The following is a 16,718-nucleotide window of genomic DNA, read 5'->3' on the forward strand; positions in this document are numbered from 1 at the left end:
GCGGGTGCAAATATACACGCATTAATTTATTTTTCAAGACTAAAATCACATAAATTTGCAATTGTTTTCAATTCATCTAAAAACGAGTAAATTATACTATGAAAATATTTCTTGCCGGATATATGGGCTCCGGAAAATCCCTTTTAGGAAAGCAACTTGCAAAACGATTAAACCATGATTTTCTTGATCTTGATGATCAGATCGAAGTAATGGAAGGAAACAGTATCCATGATATTTTTGGTGAAAAAGGAGAACTTTATTTCCGTAAACTGGAAACTAAAGTTCTTAAAGATGTGCTGGAGGATCATTCAGACCTGGTGGTTTCCCTGGGTGGCGGAACTCCTTGTTACGGGAAGAATCTTGAACTTATCAAGGAAACTCCAAATTCAAAAATTATTTATCTAAAGGCTTCAGTAGAAGAATTAACCCGTCGATTGTTTCCGGAGAAAATTCACAGACCCGTAATCAGCCATCTTGAAACCCGGGAAGCCCTGGAGGAATTTATTAGAAAACATATGTTTGAAAGGGGTTACTATTACCACCAATCAGATATTATCGTTAATGTGGATAATGCTGAACCTGAAGATATTTTAAATGAAATAATGGAGAAATTAAAATAGCTCTGCTTTGTTATTTCCTTTCTCGAAAGTCAGCGTAACTGTTTCGTGAATTGATGTTGAAAGTGATATCCCTTTAAAATCGGCCTTAACCGGATATTTCTTGTGATTCCTGTCAACCATTACAGCTGTTTTGAATTGTTTTAAAGGAACCTCGAGAAAGTGCTTAACCCCATAAATTAGGGTGGTTCCTGAATTCAGCACGTCATCTGCCAGAATCACCGATTTATCCTTATAATCAGATTCTTCCAGGGAGGTTATTATTTTGCTTAGTGGATTTTTCTTGTCGATCTTCACCTCACAAAGACTTATCTTTAAAGGTGAGATTTTTTCTAACCAGGTTTTTAATCGCTGGGCGAATTCATAGCCGTTTTTGGAAATTCCGGCCAGGACGATTTCTTCTTCTTCCAGGTTGCTTTCATAAACCTGGTAGGCAATACGCTTTATTTTATGCTGAATTTGTTCGTGGTTTAAGATCAATACACCTTTTTTCATAGTTTCTTGAATTTGAAAAAGAGTTCATTTCCCTGACGTGGTTTTATAGAATTATAACACGGCTCCAGGATTTCAATTTTAAAGTACTCGCTAAAATACGTTAAATATTCATTTTTACTGCCACCAAAAGGAGGCCCGTTTTCGGTCAATTTAAAATTGAAAAGTACTCCGGCAACTTTCCCGTTATCCTTTAAGAGATTATAACATTGCCTGGCATAATCGAGTCTTTTTTGTACCGGAAGCGCACAAAAAAAAGTTTGTTCCAGGATGAGGTCGAACTGGTCTTCGATCTCAAAAAAATCCGTGTGCAGAATTTGTTCTCTGGGAAAGCTGGGACAGCGTTTAGAAAAATTCTCAAGAGGTTCCTTAATAAGATCGGCCACAAAAACATTCCTGAATCCTTTTTGAAAAAGGTATTCGGCTTCCCAGGAATTCCCTGCTCCGGGAATAAGAATTTTCAATTTCTTGTTGGTAAGCTGATCAATATACGCCTTTAGCGGAGTAGATACTTGCCCTATATCCCAGCCTGTTTTTCCTTTCTTGTAGCGTTCTTTCCAGAAACTAGCGTCCAGGTTATTTTTCATCGGGAGTTGAGGGGTCAGTGTTATCAAACCATTCGTCTATATCACGGCGATCTTTTTTCGTGGGGCGGCCGGTGCCTTTCTTCCGGTAGTAATCCTTGGAATACTTCAGTAGTTCCAGTTTTTCAAAGGCCTCTTTTGGGGTTACATCGTTAACATATAAATTCACCAGTTTAGCCCCAACACGGCTTGTCGGGATGTCAAGAACTTCAATCTGGTAATCAATCTGGTTTTTGCGTACGCTTATCTTATCGGTGGGGAAAACCTCCCTGGAGGCCTTTACATTGCCGTCTTCCATTTTTACTTTTCCCTGCTTACAGGCATGCGTGGCAAGGCTTCGCGTTTTAAAATATCGTACACACCATAAAAACTTATCAATCCTCATAAAACTGCGGTTTAAACCTTAAGCAAAAATACAAGAATATTGTATCTTGCGGCCCAAAATAGAAGAATGATGAAATTGAAATATTTATTTTTAACGGGTATTGTTTTAAGTATGGCCCTGGTTTCCTGTAGTGATGATGATGACCAAGTTGAAGAGATTCCCGAGAGAGATAAAGGGGAGCAGGCCCTGGAAGATGATCAAGCTTTAAGCGAATACCTGGAAACCCATTTTTATAATTATGAGGATTTTGAAAGCCCTGATGAAGATTTTGATTATTTAGTGCGCTTTGATACTATTGCAGGAGATAACGCCGATAAAACCCCAATAATAGAATCTGAAAAACTTATTCAAAAAACTTATAGTCGGGATGATGTAGATTATAATATATATGTCCTTAAAGTGAGAGAAGGGGTTGGGGAACAACCAACTTTTGCCGATTCGACCCTGGTAACCTACCGCGGTGAATTGCTTGACCGTTCTACTTTTGATAATGCAAAAACTCCGGTCTGGTTTGATCAGATATCATTGATTGATGGTTTTACCCAAGGAGTTATCGAATTTAAGGGAGCTTCAGGATATACTGTAAATGCAGATAATACGGTAAGCTTTAATAACGATTATGGTGTGGGTGCCGTGTTCATGCCTTCTGGATTGGGATATTTTTCTAATTCACAGGCTAAGATTCCTGCTTATAGTCCGCTTATTTTCAGCTTTAATCTTCTGAAGGTAAATGAGGCCGACCACGATGGTGACGGCATTCCCAGCTGGATGGAAGACCTTGATAATGATGGAGACCTTAGAAATGACGATACAGATGAAGACGAAACTCCCAATTTTGCCGATAGCGATGATGACGGGGATGGAACTCCAACCCGGGATGAAATTATAATAAACGAAGATGGAAGCTTGGAATTCCCTGATACGAACGGAAATGGAACTCCGGACTATCTGGATCCAGATACCTTCTAGAAGAAATAAAATTTATTAAAAAAGCCCCGAATCGGGGCTTTTTTAATTTGATATTTTCCTCTCTGTTCTAAATCTAAAAAGAATAAGAGGCACTTAATATCCACTGGGAAGGTCTGGAATCCAGAGAAAATCTCTCTGAAGCCGTTTCAACAAAAGCAGTGTTTTCGCTAAAGGCATTTTCATAACGCAAGTCAAAGCCGAGACGGCCTATATTTAACCCGGCGCCTAATTGATAACCAATAGTGATATCATTTTCTACTTCCCCAATCTCTAAAGAAGTTTCCTCCAGTTCATTGTTTAAAATATATTGGAAGGAAGGGCCCGCTTTTATATTTAAAGGTCCCAGTACGTTTACTCCAACTAAAACCGGAGCATCTATTTTGTTCAGTTTATAATCAAAAGATTCATATTCAGTAGTGAGACTTGTATACATTAATTCCGGCTGAATAAAAAATCCTAAAATTCCAAATTTGCTGTAAGCTCCTATGTGGAAACCGGTTTTGTTCTCTCCTTCTTCAAAAGACGAGCGAAAATCTTCGGCACCTTCATTTACATTTTCAAAATCTCCGGAAGCACCGTAGTTTAATCCTCCCTTAATTCCAAACTCGGCTTCCTGGGCCATTATACTTGTACCGGTTAGTAACACGGCAATAATTATTAACTTTTTCATATTATTTCAATTTTTAAGTTAGAGATTTAATAACGCATAAACGATGCCGTTTATTCTGAATAAATAAAAAAAGCCTTTCAGAAATACTGCTGAAAGGCTTCTAAATAACTGTATAATAAAAGTTTATTTTCGGCTTAAAACTTTTTCTGAAGCCTTAATAATAGCTTCGGCATTAAGCCCGTATTTATCCATTAATTGTTCCGGTGTACCGCTTTCTCCAAAAGTATCCTGGGTGGCTACAAATTCTTGTGGTGCAGGATTGTTTTCAGCTAAAGTTCTCGCCACACTTTCTCCAAGTCCACCAAGGAAGTTATGCTCTTCTGCAGTAACCACACATCCGGTTTTCTTAACCGATTTTATGATAGCATCTTCATCCAGAGGTTTGATGGTGTGGATATTTATCACTTCTGCACTTATTCCTTTTTCTGAAAGTTTTTCAGCAGCCTGAAGCGCTTCCCATACCAAGTGGCCGGTTGCGATAATGGTAACATCGTTACCTCCATATAATTTTACGGCTTTTCCAATTTCGAATTTCTGATCTTCAGGAGTAAAGTTGGCTACTTTCGGTCTTCCGAATCTGAGATAAACCGGGCCGTCATGATCTGCAATGGCGATAGTGGCAGCTTTGGTCTGGTTGTAATCACAGGTGTTGATCACCGTCATTCCGGGTAACATTTTCATCAATCCGATATCTTCCAGAATTTGGTGAGTGGCGCCATCTTCTCCAAGGGTCACCCCTGAGTGACTGGCGCATATCTTCACATTTTTTCCTGAATAGGCCACACTCTGTCTTATTTGATCGTATACCCTTCCGGTAGCAAAGTTAGCGAAGGTGCCGGCAAAAGGAATTTTACCTCCAATGGTTAATCCCGCAGCAATACCAATCATGTTAGCTTCAGCGATTCCTACCTGGAAAAAACGTTCCGGGTTTTCGTCTATGAAATCCTGCATTTTAAGTGAACCTACAAGATCGGCACAAAGGGCTACAACATTTGGATTTTTCCTTCCCAATTCAGTAAGTCCATCTCCAAAACCTGAACGGGTATCTTTTTTTCCTGTATCTGTATATTTTTTCATAATAAGCCTCCCCCACCCCCTCCGAAGGAGGGGAGCTGAGGTTATTTTAAATTATTAATATTTATTTTTTTCATTCCTATAATATTCCTCCCTTTAAGGGAGGTTAGGAGGGTGTTTTAATAATCTCCTAAAGTTTCAGGATTTTGTGCAAGCGCTTTTTCAAGCTGCTCGTCATTTGGAGCTTTTCCGTGCCATGCGTGAGTATGCATCATAAAATCTACCCCGTTACCCATAACAGTGGTCATTAAAATACAAACCGGCTTTCCTTTTCCGGTATGTGTTTTAGCTTCTTTCAGGCCGTCTATTACCTGTTCCATATCATTGCCGTCTTCTATTTCAAGGACATCCCAGCCAAAAGCTTCAAACTTCTTTTTGAGATTACCCATTGGAAGTACAGTTTCGGTACTGCCGTCAATCTGCTGCCCATTAAGATCTACGGTAGCAATAAGATTGTCTATCTTATTGGCTGCTGCATACATAATCGCTTCCCAGTTTTGGCCTTCCTGAAGTTCTCCATCCCCGTGAAGGGAATATACAAGGTGTTTGTCCTTGTTTAATTTTTTGGCTTCGGCAGCACCAATCGCAACAGACATACCCTGACCTAGTGAACCTGAAGCTACGCGTATACCGGGTAGACCTTCATGGGTGGTTGGGTGACCCTGCAAACGGGAGTCGATAAGTCTGAAAGTGTTGAGTTCATCAACCGGGAAATATCCGGTGCGAGCAAGCACACTGTAAAATACCGGGGAGATGTGGCCGTTGGAAAGGAAGAATAGGTCCTCCTCCTTACCGTCCATATCAAAACTGGTATTGTGATGCATTACCTCTTTGTAAAGCGCTGTGAAAAATTCGGTACAGCCTAAAGAACCTCCGGGATGTCCCGAATTAACTTTGTGTACCTGTCTTAAAATATCTCTGCGTACCTGCGTGGCAAAGTCTTTTAATTCCTGAATGTCTGACATTATAGTTTTGTGTTGTTTAAATAATGGCCACAAAAATAGGCTTTTAAATAGCTTTGACAAAGCCCCGAAAGCCCAGTTATTAACTTTGAGACTCAAGTAACTAACAATTTAGCTTTTTAAGCGGCTTCAATTTGATTTTTAGTTGAGTATCTTTGCAGCGATTTAATTAAGACTATGAAATTTGATTTATTGGCTACCGATGCTGGTAGTAAAGCCCGTGCAGGAACAATCACTACTAATCACGGCAAAATTGAAACCCCTATTTTTATGCCGGTTGGGACGGTGGCCTCAGTAAAAGGAGTGCACCAGAGAGAACTAAAGGAGGATATTAATCCCGATATAATTTTAGGTAATACCTATCACCTTTATTTAAGACCCCAGACTGAAATTTTAAAGAAAGCTGGCGGTCTTCATAAGTTTATGAACTGGGATCGTAATATCCTTACCGATAGTGGTGGTTACCAGGTATATTCCTTATCTGCAAGAAGAAAGATAAAGGAAGAAGGCGTAAAATTTAAATCTCATATAGATGGATCTTCCCATACTTTTACTCCTGAAAATGTAATGGAAATTCAGCGGGCAATTGGCGCCGATATTATTATGGCCTTTGATGAGTGCACACCTTATCCCTGTGATTACCGTTATGCTAAGCGCTCTATGCATATGACGCATCGCTGGCTGGATAGATGTGTGACTCACCTGGATAAAGTTGAACCTATGTATGGGTTTAATCAAACCTTATTTCCAATTGTTCAGGGGAGTACATATAAAGACCTTAGGGAACAATCAGCCGAATATATCGCTTCAGTTGGAGCTGAAGGTAATGCTATTGGAGGCTTATCAGTTGGAGAACCTGCAGAAGAAATGTATGCGATGACCGAGGTTGTTACCAAGATTCTACCTGAAGATAAACCCCGCTACCTTATGGGTGTGGGTACTCCTATAAATATCCTGGAAAATATAGCCTTGGGAATTGATATGTTCGATTGTGTTATGCCTACGCGGAATGCGAGAAATGGGATGCTCTTTACAGCTCATGGCACCATAAACATTAAGAACAAAAAGTGGGGAGACGATTTTTCTCCTATAGATGATATGGATATTACCTGGGTAGATTCAGAATATTCTAAAGCCTACCTGAGGCACCTGTTTACAGTCAATGAAATGCTTGGCAAGCAAATTGCTACTATCCATAATCTCGGTTTTTATCTCTGGTTGGTGAGAGAGGCCAGAAAGCATATCTTAGCAGGGGATTTCACGCCCTGGAAGGATAAAATGGTAAAACAAATGGATAAACGTTTATAAATTGAAGATCCTTGACTGGTACATACTGAAGCGGTATCTGGGAACTTTTTTCCTGATGTTGTTGCTATTTATACCTATTGGAATAACGGTAAACCTTGCTGAGAAGATCGATAAGATCCTTGAAAATGAAGTGCCGTTTATTGAGGTTGCCTTTTATTACCTTGATTTTACAATTTATTTCGCCAATCTGCTCTTTCCATTATTCCTCTTTTTATCGGTTATCTGGTTTACTTCCAAGCTGGCCAATAATACTGAAATTATCGCCTTTTTAAGCAGTGGTGTTTCTTTTTACAGATTTTTGCGACCATATTTAATTGGAGCGACGATTGTTTGTGGTTTGGCTCTTGTGCTAAGTATGTATCTGGCCCCAAAAGCCAGTAAGGGTTTTAATGAGTTTAAATATGAATATCTTAAAAAAGGTACACAAACTCAGGAGACCAGTGATGTTTACCGGCAGATTAATGATGATGAATACATCTACGCCAGCCACTTTCAACCAAAAACAAAAACGGCCAGGAATTTTACTCTGGAGCATTTTGACGGAAATGAACTTAAATTCAAAATAAGCGCTTCCCGCCTTAAATATAATGAGAAGGATTCCATCTATACCTTAAGCGTATTTGATAAACGAATCATTGGGGAAAATGAAGATGAAATTATTCATAAAACATCGGTAGACACTATTCTCCCTTTTGATTTTGATGAGCTCACCCCCGAAAACTATATCGCTGAGACCCTCAACTATACAGAACTAAATGAATTTATAGAAAAGGAACGCCGTCGGGGGTCGGGGAATATTAATCGCTATCTTGTGGTAGCCTATAAAAGATGGAGTATTCCGGTTTCAGCATTTATTTTAACAATTATTGCTGTGGCAGTTTCTTCAATAAAAAGGAGGGGTGGAATGGGAGTAAACCTTGCTCTGGGAATCACTCTGGCCTTCGTATTTATTTTCTTCGATAAAGTATTTGGTACTATGGCTGAGCAATCTGCTTTCCCGCCTCTTATTGCCGTCTGGTTTCCCAATATAAGTTTCGGAATATTAGCTGTTTATCTCTTGTTTAAAGCTAAGCGATAATCCGGTAAAATTCATTGATAAAATATTGATGAATCATAGGAAATCTTCCTTTTAAAGTTTGTTATATTTGTAAGCTAATAAAAAACACCCATAACTACTTATGGAATATTTAGATTTTGAATTACCCATTAAAGAGTTAGAAGAACAGTACGAGAAGGCTTGCAATATAGGCTCAGAAAGTGAAGTTGATGTTACTGCCACCTGCAAACAGCTCGAGAAAAAACTGAAAGAGAAAAAAAAGGAGATCTATAAGAATCTTACCGCCTGGCAAAGAGTGCAACTTTCAAGACACCCCAACAGGCCATATACCCTGGATTATATTAATGCTATTTGTGGAGATACTTTCCTGGAACTTCATGGGGATAGGAATGTAAAAGATGATAAGGCGATGATTGGTGGTCTTGGAAAGATCGATGATCAAAGCTTTATGTTTATTGGCCAGCAAAAAGGCTATAACACAAAGACCAGACAATACCGTAATTTCGGGATGGCCAATCCTGAAGGTTACCGCAAAGCACTTAGGCTAATGAAGTCTGCCGAGAAATTCGGTGTACCTGTAGTAACCTTCGTAGATACTCCGGGAGCCTATCCCGGGATGGAAGCTGAAGAACGCGGCCAGGGAGAAGCCATTGCCAGAAATATTTTTGAAATGACCCGTCTTAAAGTTCCAGTATTTGTGGTGATTATAGGAGAAGGAGCCAGTGGGGGAGCCCTCGGGATTGGTGTTGGAGATAAAGTTCTAATGTTGGAAAATACCTGGTATTCGGTTATTTCTCCTGAATCCTGTTCTTCCATTTTATGGAGGAGCTGGGAGTTTAAGGAACAGGCTGCAGATGCCCTAAAGCTTACCGCAGTCGATATGAAAAAACAAAAGCTTATTGATGAGATCGTAAAGGAACCTCTTGGGGGCGCACATAGCCAAAGAGAGGAAACTTTTGAAACTGTAAAAAAAGCGATTGTTTCCTCTTATGATGAGTTTAAAAACTTATCACCAATCGAACTTGTTGATAAAAGAATGGACAAATATTTAAATATGGGAGTCTTTAAAGGCTGAGTCCTTAAATAACATAACCTGATAAAAATCCGAAACAAAATGTTTCGGATTTTTTTGCCCTTATTAACAGGAATACTTAGTTATCAACACCCCAAATGTTGATTACCTGTGGATTAACTCAAGCTGGTTTCATTAAGACTGTCTTAACATTTTATTTACTTTAGTGCTATGGAAAAAATGACTGGCCCCCAAAGTTTTAAATATCAAAAATCCAATGTTATAAACCTTGAAAAAGGGAAACTCCCCCCACAAGCTGTTGATTTAGAGGAGGTTGTGTTGGGTGCTATGATGATCGATAAAAAGGGGGTAGACGAAATAATAGATATCCTCAACGCCGATGCGTTCTATAAAAACTCGCATAAACTCATCTTTGAGGCGATACATAAACTCTTTGAAAATACTGAGGCAATCGACTTATTAACGGTTTCCAATCAATTGAAGAAGGATGGAAATTTTGATAAGGTAGGGGGCGATTATTACCTCATTCAGCTAACCCAAAAAGTATCGTCTTCAGCACACATCGAGTTTCACGCGCGTATAATTCTTCAGAAATATATTCAACGTAGTCTTATAAAAATTTCTAACGAAATTATTGAGGAGGCTTACGATGAAGGAACCGATGTTTTTGACCTTCTGGATAGTGCCGAGGCGAAACTGTATGAGGTGACCCAGGGGAATATTCAGAAATCTACCGAAACAGCTCAGAGTCTTGTTATCCAGGCCAAGACCAGGATTCAGGAAATATCCAATAAGGAAGGTCTTAGCGGTGTTCCTTCAGGATTTGATAAGCTGGATCGGCTAACTTCAGGATGGCAACCCAGTGACCTCATTATTGTTGCTGCACGTCCTGGGATGGGTAAAACGGCTTTAACCTTGTCTATGGCCCGTAATATTTCTGTTGGACAAAATATCCCTGTTGCATTTTTCTCTCTGGAGATGTCTTCAGTGCAGCTTATTACCAGACTTATTTCGTCTGAAACCGGACTTTCTTCGGAAAAATTAAGAACAGGAAATCTCGAAAAACATGAGTGGGAACAATTGAACGTTAAGGTTAAAGACCTGGAAAAAGCCCCGCTCTTTATAGATGATACCCCATCCCTGTCCATTTTTGATCTCAGGGCAAAGGCAAGGAGGCTTGCTTCTCAACACGGTATTAAATTGATAGTTGTTGATTACCTGCAGTTGATGACCGCAGGGGGATCACAAAAAGGTGGAGGTAACAGGGAGCAGGAAATTTCAACGATTTCCCGAAACCTGAAAGCACTGGCTAAAGAACTTAATGTGCCGGTTATTGCGCTATCACAGCTCTCCAGAGCGGTGGAAACACGCGGGGGGAGTAAGAGGCCCTTACTTTCAGATTTGAGGGAATCTGGAGCAATTGAGCAGGATGCCGATATTGTTTCGTTTATTTATCGTCCTGAATATTACAAAATTGATGAATGGGATGATGAAGAGCGTACACCTACCGATGGCCAGGGAGAATTTATTGTGGCTAAGCACAGGAACGGTGGCCTTGAAAATATCAGACTGAAATTTATTGGGCATCTTGGTAAATTTGATAACTTAGATGAATTCGATTCGCCATTTGAATTTCATTCCAAGATGAATAGTGGAGGAGATGAATCGCAGGAGTTGGGCAGTGCTAACCTGCCAAGCCCTAGTGCCGATGAAGCTTTTGGAAGCTCGATGAATGATGATTTTAATAATGAAGACGATAGCGAAGTGCCATTTTAAAAAATGTTTGTTTTCTGCGGAAAGCAGCATTTTCTTCTACAACATTTTGAAGGGGTTTACCGGGATAAAGGCTAGACCCTTTCTTTTTTTTCTAATTTTTATTCTTTCAGCCTTTCCGGCCTTTTCATCCAATATTCTAATCCCGATGGATGAATCCCAGAGCGATCATTTAAAAGCCTACGGAATCACCTATTACGCCCTGGAGCAGAATTTGGAAGTAAGATGGCTTCTGAATTATCGTGGAGGGTCTTTCCTGATCTCTGACACAGAGAGTCTTCAGAAGGAGTGCAAGATAAGAGGAGTGTCCTATGAGGTGATTAGTGATGCTAAGACACTTGAAATTGTAGAAGAGATATCGAGCCCTTCCCGCAATATGGAAAGCGTGGTTTTGGAAAAAGCTCCCAAAATAGCAGTATATTCTCCGGGAGATGCCCGGCCCTGGGACGATGCGGTGACTATGGTGCTTACCTATGCTGAAATTCCTTATGAGATTATTTATGATAAAGAGGTTTTAGAAGATACCCTTGTCCTGTATGACTGGCTGCATCTTCATCATGAAGATTTTACCGGCCAATATGGGAAATTTTATCGGGCGTTCCGTACAACGCCCTGGTATATCAAGGAAAAGGAAGAGGCTGAAGCCCTGGCCGAAAGCCTTGGCTATTCCAAAGTATCAGAACAAAAACTTGATGTTGCTCTGAAAATAAAAAACTATGTCATTGGGGGTGGCTTTATGTTTGCTATGTGCAGCGCTACCGATAGCTTTGATATTGCATTGGCAGCAGAAGGTGTCGATATTGCTGAACCTATGTTTGATGGAGATCCCAGTGAACCTGGGTATCAGTCTAAAATAGATTTTAATAAGACCTTTGCTTTTACCGATTTTACCCTGGAACGCAGCCCGATGGTTTACGAATTTTCTTCTATCGATATGACTGAGCAGCGACAAATTCCGAAGGAGTCAGATTATTTTACACTTATGGACTTTTCGGCAAAATGGGATGTAGTCCCCACTATGTTAACTCAAAATCATACCCGTTTGGTGAAAGGTTTTATGGGCCAAACAACATCCTATAACCCGAAGAACATAAAACCAAATGTTTTGATAATGGGGGAAAGTAAATTAAACGGGGAAGCAAGGTATATTCATGGAATTAAAGGAAAGGGCTTTTTTACCTTTTACGGAGGTCACGACCCGGAAGATTATCAGCATAGGGTAGGAGATCCCAAAACAGAGCTCTCCCTGCATCCTAATTCCCCCGGATACCGATTAATTCTAAACAATGTTTTATTTCCTGCCGCAAAAAAGAAACCTCAAAAAACATAAAAAAGAAATTAGATGGAAGTATTTCAGAAGGAGATAAGTCTTAAGGCGAAAGAGAGAGGATTCCATTTGGTGACCCGGGAGATCCTCGGGGAGGTTAGGGAGTTAAAGGACTTTAAAACCGGAATATTGCATGTGTTTATAAAACATACTTCAGCTGGATTAACAATTAATGAAAACGCGGATCCTACGGTGAGAGACGATTTTGAACGTCATTTTAATGAGATGGTCCCTGAAGATATGTCGTATTACAAACATACCGCAGAAGGTCCGGATGATATGCCGGCACATATTAAAGCATCTTTATTAGGGAACTCTCTGCAAATCCCGATTACAAATGGAAAATTGAATTTAGGTACCTGGCAGGGAATTTATCTTTGCGAACACAGAGATCGCATGAGCAGCAGGAACCTGGTGATTACAATTACTGGTGAAAAATAAAAAAGCCCGGTTATTTGCCGGGCTTTTTCTAAGAGAGTATAATATTTGTTTATTTTACTTTGTCTACTATTGCTTTAAAAGCGGCGGGTTGGTTCATCGCAAGGTCGGCAAGAACTTTACGGTTCAAACCGATTCCGCTTGCTTTAACTCCTCCCATAAACTGAGAATAAGACATACCGTGTTCACGGGCTGCAGCGTTTATACGCATAATCCACAATGAACGGAAATTACGTTTCTTGGTTTTGCGGTCTCTGTATGCATAAAGCATAGCTTTCTCTACCGCGTTTTTGGCAACTGTCCAAACGTTTTTACGACGTCCGAAGTAACCTTTTGCTTGCTTAAGAACCTTTTTTCTTCTGGCTCTCTTCGCAACTGAATTTACTGATCTTGGCATATTTTTAATTTTTTTGTAGCAGGCGGTCAGTATTTGACACTTTACTAAAACCGGTTAAGGTTTTGCCCAACTCCAGGGTTTTTAAATTGTTTAAACCGTTAAGCGCTTCTGTTACTTTAAACGTAACATAAGTTTAACATTGTCCTTATCGGCATCGTGTACCAAAGTACTATGCGTTAAGGATAACTTACGTTTTTTAGACTTCTTTGTTAAGATGTGACTTTTAAACGCATGCTTTCTTTTAATCTTACCGGTACCTGTAAGCTTGAAACGCTTTTTGGCACTGGATTTCGTTTTCATTTTAGGCATGTTCTCTTCTTTTATAATTAACTCTCTTATTCTTATTTGGTTTTTCTGGGGGAAAGGAACATAGTCATCCTTTTACCTTCCAGCTTGGGCATTTGCTCTACTTTGCCTAATTCCTCAAGGTCCTGCGCTAATCTAAGCAATAGTATTTCACCTTTATCCTTAAATACAATGGATCTACCTTTAAAGAATACAAATGCTTTAAGTTTAGCTCCGTCTTTCAGGAATTTTTCAGCATTACGTTTTTTGAACTCATAATCGTGATCATCGGTATTGGGCCCGAAACGGATCTCCTTTACCACTACCTGACTAGCTTTAGCCTTTAGGGCTTTCTCGCGTTTTTTCTGTTCATAGAGAAACTTTTTGTAGTCCATTACCTTAGCCACGGGTGGCTTGGCATTAGGGGAAATTTCCACCAGATCCAGACCTTGCTCATCGGCAATTTCCAGAGCTTTCTGTGTTGGGTAAACTCCCATCTCTACATTATCGCCTACAAGGCGCACTTCATCAGACCTGATCTTTTTATTGATCCGGTGTTGATCTTCTTTAATCTCTCTTAGCGGTCGCTTTGATCTTTTTCTACGTATTGCTATGGCTTATCGTATTTTAATTAAACTTCAAACGTCTTTAACGTTTCTCTTATCTCTTTATTTATAATTTCGGCAAAGGCTTCAGGGGTCATTGTTCCCAGGTCACCTTCTCCGCGTTTTCGTACAGAAACTGTACCATCTTTCTCTTCCTCTTCTCCTACAATCAACATGTAGGGGAATTTGTTCATTTCGGCTTCACGGATCTTCTTCCCAACGGTTTCATTCCGGTTATCGGCCAGGGCGCGAATTTCGTCATTTTCTAGCAAAGTTAAAACTTTTTGTGAGTATTTTTCATACTTCTCGCTGAGCGAGAGAATGATAGCCTGTTCGGGCATCAACCACAGTGGGAAATTTCCTGCAGTATGCTCAAGCAAGATCGCGATAAACCTTTCCATACTGCCAAATGGCGCACGGTGTATCATAACAGGACGATGTGACTCATTGTCACTGCCTTTATAGGTGAGGTCAAATCTTTCTGGCAGGTTATAATCTACCTGAATGGTGCCCAATTGCCAGCTTCTGCCTAAGGCATCCTTAACCATAAAGTCCAGTTTTGGGCCATAAAAAGCCGCTTCTCCTTTTTCGATTACATAATTAAGGCCTTTTTCTTTCGCAGCATTGATGATGGCACTTTCAGCTTTTTCCCAAACATCGTCACTGCCAATATATTTTTCTTTATTGTCTGGATCTCTAAGGGAAACCTGGGCCGTAAAGTCATCGAAACCTAAAGAATCGAATACATATAAGGTAAGGTCTATAACTTTTTTGAATTCTGAATCTAATTGATCGGGAGTGCAAAAAATATGAGCATCATCCTGAGTAAATCCCCTAACCCGGGTTAATCCGTGCAATTCTCCACTTTGTTCATAACGATAGACCGTTCCGAACTCTGCAAATCTCTTCGGAAGGTCACGATAACTCCATGATGAAGCATTGTAGATCTCGCAGTGATGAGGGCAATTCATTGGTTTTAGCAAAAACTCTTCTCCTTCGTTTGGAGTTTTAATAGGCTGAAAACTGTCTTCTCCGTACTTAGCATAATGGCCTGAAGTAACATAAAGTTCTTTTTGCCCAATATGCGGACTTACTACCATTTCATATCCGGCTTTTTTCTGTGCCTTTTTCAGGAAATTCTCCAGGCGTTCCCTTAAAGCCGCCCCTTTTGGTAGCCATAATGGCAATCCCTGACCAACTTTTTGCGAAAAAGTAAAGAGTTCTAGTTCCTTCCCTAATTTACGGTGATCCCGTTTTTTGGCCTCCTCCAGGAGCTCCAGGTATTCTTTTAATTCCTTTTGCTTCGGAAATGAAATTCCGTATACCCTGGTGAGCTGAGGATTCTTTTCGTCTCCCCGCCAGTAAGCTCCAGCAACGCTCATTAGTTTCACCGCTTTTATATATCCGGTATTAGGAAGGTGACCTCCTCGACACAAATCGGTAAAATTAGAATGATCACAAAAGGTAATCTCCCCGTCCTTAAGATTTTCTATAAGCTCAACCTTAAATGGATTGTTCTGATTTTTATAATATTCAAGAGCTTCAGCTTTGGAAACTTCACGCATTTTAAAGTCGTGTTTTTCGCGTGCGATCTCCAGCATTCGGTTTTCGATCTTTTTGAAATCATTTTCCGATAGTTTTTCCTCCCCGAAATCTACATCATAGTAAAAACCATTTTCAATGGCAGGACCAATAGTGAGTTTGGCGCCGGGGTAAAGTTCCTCTATGGCTTGAGCCATAACGTGAGAAGTGGAATGCCAGAACGCCTTTTTACCCTCGTCGTCTTTCCAGGTATAAAGAACAAGGTCGCCATCTTCGTGAAGAGGGGTGGAGGTTTCAACGGTTTCTCCTTTATATTTAGCTGAAATAACATTTCTGGCAAGGCCTTCGCTTATGCTTTTAGCTACATCTATAGGAGTGGTCCCCTTTTCAAATTCCTTAATACTGCCGTCTGGCAAACTTACCTGGATCATTCTCTTGATTTCTGTACTGGTTAATTTGCAAAGATAACAGGTTGACTTTGGTTGCGCAATACTGTAGGAATATAAAAATAGGCTAATAAGCTAAACTTTTCTTTGTCCTTAATATATGTGCCGAATTTTTGAAACTTATGGGATACTTTACCTTTTGGGATTTCTTTAGAAAAAATTAATATGTATAAAAGGTTTAGGTATAAGGCCTTTAGAGTTGCCTTTAAGATTTCTTTAAAAAATTTTAGTTTTTTACTTGCTGGGCTGAAAAAGCCCTGTATATTTGCAGCCGCTTACAAGGATAACGAGAGTTGTGGATTAGGCGGGAGTTCTTTAACAACGTGGATTGAGAGGAGGTTTTGCGAGCTTTTTCGGGGTGATGAAAAAAATAAAACTTTTTTCTTGCCATAAAGAAAAAGCCTGGTATATTTGCATCCGCAAAAACAGCTAGCGAGGCGTTCTTTTGAGACTGAGATTTACTTTAAAATTTTCCAAAGATTTTATTTGGTAGTAAAGGAAAAACAGTTGTATATTTGCAGCCGCTTTCAGCGAGACTGGCGGCGGAGTTCACGAAGAAATATTGACAGGAAATCCCGGGTGGGTATTAAAAGAAAAGAGGTTCGAGTCCTTTAATTTCAACAAGAAGGAAGCCCCCTTCCTGTTCCCCTGAAGGGGGGAATGATTTAAAGAGTGGGGTTTTAAGTTCATTGATTTATTGAATTGACAGCGCGTATATAGTCGCTTGAGTCATTTCCGCGAAGGCGGAAATCTT

The 16,718-nt window shown here is 39.9% G+C and carries 18 protein-coding genes; 8 read left to right on the top strand and 10 right to left on the bottom strand.

The features are described 5' to 3' along the window. Positions 1–98 precede the first annotated feature (98 nt). On the top strand, positions 99–620 hold the full coding sequence (locus BM266_RS15650) for a shikimate kinase (protein ID WP_093411366.1): 522 nt from the start codon (positions 99–101) through the stop codon (positions 618–620). On the opposite strand, the gene BM266_RS15655 is transcribed toward BM266_RS15650, so the two are convergent. Genes BM266_RS15655 through BM266_RS15665 form a run of 3 tightly spaced genes read right to left on the bottom strand, consistent with a single transcriptional unit; the run spans position 612 to position 2,078 of the window. Further along, positions 612–1,112 (bottom strand): phosphoribosyltransferase family protein, encoded by a 501-nt coding sequence (locus BM266_RS15655; protein ID WP_093411368.1) that lies wholly within the window; start codon positions 1,110–1,112, stop codon positions 612–614. The genes BM266_RS15650 and BM266_RS15655 overlap by 9 nt on opposite strands. Then, positions 1,109–1,696, bottom strand: coding sequence for a methyltransferase domain-containing protein (locus BM266_RS15660; RefSeq protein ID WP_093411369.1), 588 nt, complete (start codon positions 1,694–1,696; stop codon positions 1,109–1,111). Before BM266_RS15660 ends, BM266_RS15655 begins: the two co-directional genes overlap by 4 nt. Beyond that, positions 1,686–2,078, bottom strand: a complete 393-nt coding sequence (locus BM266_RS15665; RefSeq protein ID WP_093411371.1) for an RNA-binding S4 domain-containing protein — start codon at positions 2,076–2,078, stop codon at positions 1,686–1,688. Before BM266_RS15665 ends, BM266_RS15660 begins: the two co-directional genes overlap by 11 nt. Before the next feature lie 66 nt (positions 2,079–2,144). On the opposite strand from BM266_RS15665, the gene BM266_RS15670 reads away from it, so the two are divergent. Continuing rightward, positions 2,145–3,047 carry an FKBP-type peptidyl-prolyl cis-trans isomerase gene (locus BM266_RS15670; protein ID WP_245760473.1) on the top strand — a complete coding sequence of 301 codons (903 nt, stop codon included), beginning with the start codon at positions 2,145–2,147 and terminating at the stop codon, positions 3,045–3,047. A 73-nt stretch (positions 3,048–3,120) separates the two neighbouring features. On the opposite strand, the gene BM266_RS15675 is transcribed toward BM266_RS15670, so the two are convergent. From BM266_RS15675 to BM266_RS15685, 3 genes are all read right to left on the bottom strand, one after another. Further along, positions 3,121–3,717 carry an outer membrane beta-barrel protein gene (locus tag BM266_RS15675; protein ID WP_093411373.1) on the bottom strand — a complete coding sequence of 199 codons (597 nt, stop codon included), beginning with the start codon at positions 3,715–3,717 and terminating at the stop codon, positions 3,121–3,123. A 123-nt stretch (positions 3,718–3,840) separates the two neighbouring features. Then, on the bottom strand, positions 3,841–4,794 hold the full coding sequence (locus BM266_RS15680) for a transketolase family protein (RefSeq protein WP_093411375.1): 954 nt from the start codon (positions 4,792–4,794) through the stop codon (positions 3,841–3,843). Between the two features lie 116 nt (positions 4,795–4,910). Continuing rightward, complete coding sequence (locus tag BM266_RS15685; protein ID WP_093411376.1) at positions 4,911–5,756, bottom strand: transketolase; 846 nt, start codon at positions 5,754–5,756, stop codon at positions 4,911–4,913. 174 nt (positions 5,757–5,930) lie between these two features. On the opposite strand from BM266_RS15685, the gene tgt reads away from it, so the two are divergent. The 6 genes from tgt (at position 5,931) to BM266_RS15715 (ending at position 12,692) form a co-directional block, all read left to right on the top strand. Beyond that, positions 5,931–7,061 carry a tRNA guanosine(34) transglycosylase Tgt gene (gene tgt, locus BM266_RS15690; RefSeq protein ID WP_093411378.1) on the top strand — a complete coding sequence of 377 codons (1,131 nt, stop codon included), beginning with the start codon at positions 5,931–5,933 and terminating at the stop codon, positions 7,059–7,061. A 1-nt stretch (position 7,062) separates the two neighbouring features. After that, positions 7,063–8,139 carry an LptF/LptG family permease gene (locus tag BM266_RS15695; RefSeq protein WP_093411380.1) on the top strand — a complete coding sequence of 359 codons (1,077 nt, stop codon included), beginning with the start codon at positions 7,063–7,065 and terminating at the stop codon, positions 8,137–8,139. A 100-nt stretch (positions 8,140–8,239) separates the two neighbouring features. Next, entirely contained in the window at positions 8,240–9,193 is a 954-nt protein-coding gene (locus BM266_RS15700; protein WP_093411382.1) for an acetyl-CoA carboxylase carboxyltransferase subunit alpha, read from the top strand. Positions 9,194–9,361: 168 nt separating this feature from the next. After that, complete coding sequence (dnaB, locus tag BM266_RS15705; RefSeq protein WP_093411384.1) at positions 9,362–10,927, top strand: replicative DNA helicase; 1,566 nt, start codon at positions 9,362–9,364, stop codon at positions 10,925–10,927. Between the two features lie 145 nt (positions 10,928–11,072). After that, the gene (locus BM266_RS15710; protein WP_245760474.1) at positions 11,073–12,254 is read left to right on the top strand and encodes an asparagine synthetase B; all 1,182 of its coding nucleotides are present in this window, start codon (positions 11,073–11,075) and stop codon (positions 12,252–12,254) included. A 12-nt stretch (positions 12,255–12,266) separates the two neighbouring features. Next, positions 12,267–12,692, top strand: coding sequence for a secondary thiamine-phosphate synthase enzyme YjbQ (locus tag BM266_RS15715; RefSeq protein WP_093411385.1), 426 nt, complete (start codon positions 12,267–12,269; stop codon positions 12,690–12,692). Positions 12,693–12,741: 49 nt separating this feature from the next. On the opposite strand, the gene rplT is transcribed toward BM266_RS15715, so the two are convergent. The 4 genes from rplT to thrS form a co-directional block, all read right to left on the bottom strand. Beyond that, entirely contained in the window at positions 12,742–13,086 is a 345-nt protein-coding gene (gene rplT / locus BM266_RS15720; protein ID WP_093411387.1) for a 50S ribosomal protein L20, read from the bottom strand. 111 nt (positions 13,087–13,197) lie between these two features. Next, positions 13,198–13,395 (bottom strand): 50S ribosomal protein L35, encoded by a 198-nt coding sequence (gene rpmI, locus BM266_RS15725; RefSeq protein ID WP_093411389.1) that lies wholly within the window; start codon positions 13,393–13,395, stop codon positions 13,198–13,200. A gap of 32 nt (positions 13,396–13,427) precedes the next feature. Continuing rightward, a complete protein-coding gene (gene infC, locus BM266_RS15730; RefSeq protein ID WP_262506713.1) occupies positions 13,428–13,943 on the bottom strand; it encodes a translation initiation factor IF-3 in 516 nt (171 codons plus the stop codon). 59 nt (positions 13,944–14,002) lie between these two features. Further along, positions 14,003–15,949 carry a threonine--tRNA ligase gene (gene thrS / locus BM266_RS15735; RefSeq protein ID WP_093411392.1) on the bottom strand — a complete coding sequence of 649 codons (1,947 nt, stop codon included), beginning with the start codon at positions 15,947–15,949 and terminating at the stop codon, positions 14,003–14,005. Between the last annotated feature and the right edge of the window lie 769 nt (positions 15,950–16,718).

Origin of the sequence: Salegentibacter flavus (assembly GCF_900115145.1) — a bacterium.
In the GTDB taxonomy this organism is placed as follows: Bacteria; Bacteroidota; Bacteroidia; order Flavobacteriales; family Flavobacteriaceae; genus Salegentibacter; species Salegentibacter flavus.

What these genes read in the sequence shown, in the direction of transcription:
- rpmI (WP_093411389.1), bottom strand. Translation starts at nt 13,395, where the DNA reads ATGCCTAAAATGAAAACGAAATCCAGTGCCAAAAAGCGTTTCAAGCTT.
- BM266_RS15670 (WP_245760473.1), top strand. Translation starts at nt 2,145, where the DNA reads ATGATGAAATTGAAATATTTATTTTTAACGGGTATTGTTTTAAGTATG.
- rplT (WP_093411387.1), bottom strand. Translation starts at nt 13,086, where the DNA reads ATGCCAAGATCAGTAAATTCAGTTGCGAAGAGAGCCAGAAGAAAAAAG.
- BM266_RS15715 (WP_093411385.1), top strand. Translation starts at nt 12,267, where the DNA reads ATGGAAGTATTTCAGAAGGAGATAAGTCTTAAGGCGAAAGAGAGAGGA.
- BM266_RS15685 (WP_093411376.1), bottom strand. Translation starts at nt 5,756, where the DNA reads ATGTCAGACATTCAGGAATTAAAAGACTTTGCCACGCAGGTACGCAGA.
- tgt (WP_093411378.1), top strand. Translation starts at nt 5,931, where the DNA reads ATGAAATTTGATTTATTGGCTACCGATGCTGGTAGTAAAGCCCGTGCA.
- thrS (WP_093411392.1), bottom strand. Translation starts at nt 15,949, where the DNA reads ATGATCCAGGTAAGTTTGCCAGACGGCAGTATTAAGGAATTTGAAAAG.
- BM266_RS15655 (WP_093411368.1), bottom strand. Translation starts at nt 1,112, where the DNA reads ATGAAAAAAGGTGTATTGATCTTAAACCACGAACAAATTCAGCATAAA.
- BM266_RS15660 (WP_093411369.1), bottom strand. Translation starts at nt 1,696, where the DNA reads ATGAAAAATAACCTGGACGCTAGTTTCTGGAAAGAACGCTACAAGAAA.
- BM266_RS15675 (WP_093411373.1), bottom strand. Translation starts at nt 3,717, where the DNA reads ATGAAAAAGTTAATAATTATTGCCGTGTTACTAACCGGTACAAGTATA.
- BM266_RS15700 (WP_093411382.1), top strand. Translation starts at nt 8,240, where the DNA reads ATGGAATATTTAGATTTTGAATTACCCATTAAAGAGTTAGAAGAACAG.
- BM266_RS15680 (WP_093411375.1), bottom strand. Translation starts at nt 4,794, where the DNA reads ATGAAAAAATATACAGATACAGGAAAAAAAGATACCCGTTCAGGTTTT.
- BM266_RS15665 (WP_093411371.1), bottom strand. Translation starts at nt 2,078, where the DNA reads ATGAGGATTGATAAGTTTTTATGGTGTGTACGATATTTTAAAACGCGA.
- BM266_RS15650 (WP_093411366.1), top strand. Translation starts at nt 99, where the DNA reads ATGAAAATATTTCTTGCCGGATATATGGGCTCCGGAAAATCCCTTTTA.
- BM266_RS15710 (WP_245760474.1), top strand. Translation starts at nt 11,073, where the DNA reads ATGGATGAATCCCAGAGCGATCATTTAAAAGCCTACGGAATCACCTAT.
- dnaB (WP_093411384.1), top strand. Translation starts at nt 9,362, where the DNA reads ATGGAAAAAATGACTGGCCCCCAAAGTTTTAAATATCAAAAATCCAAT.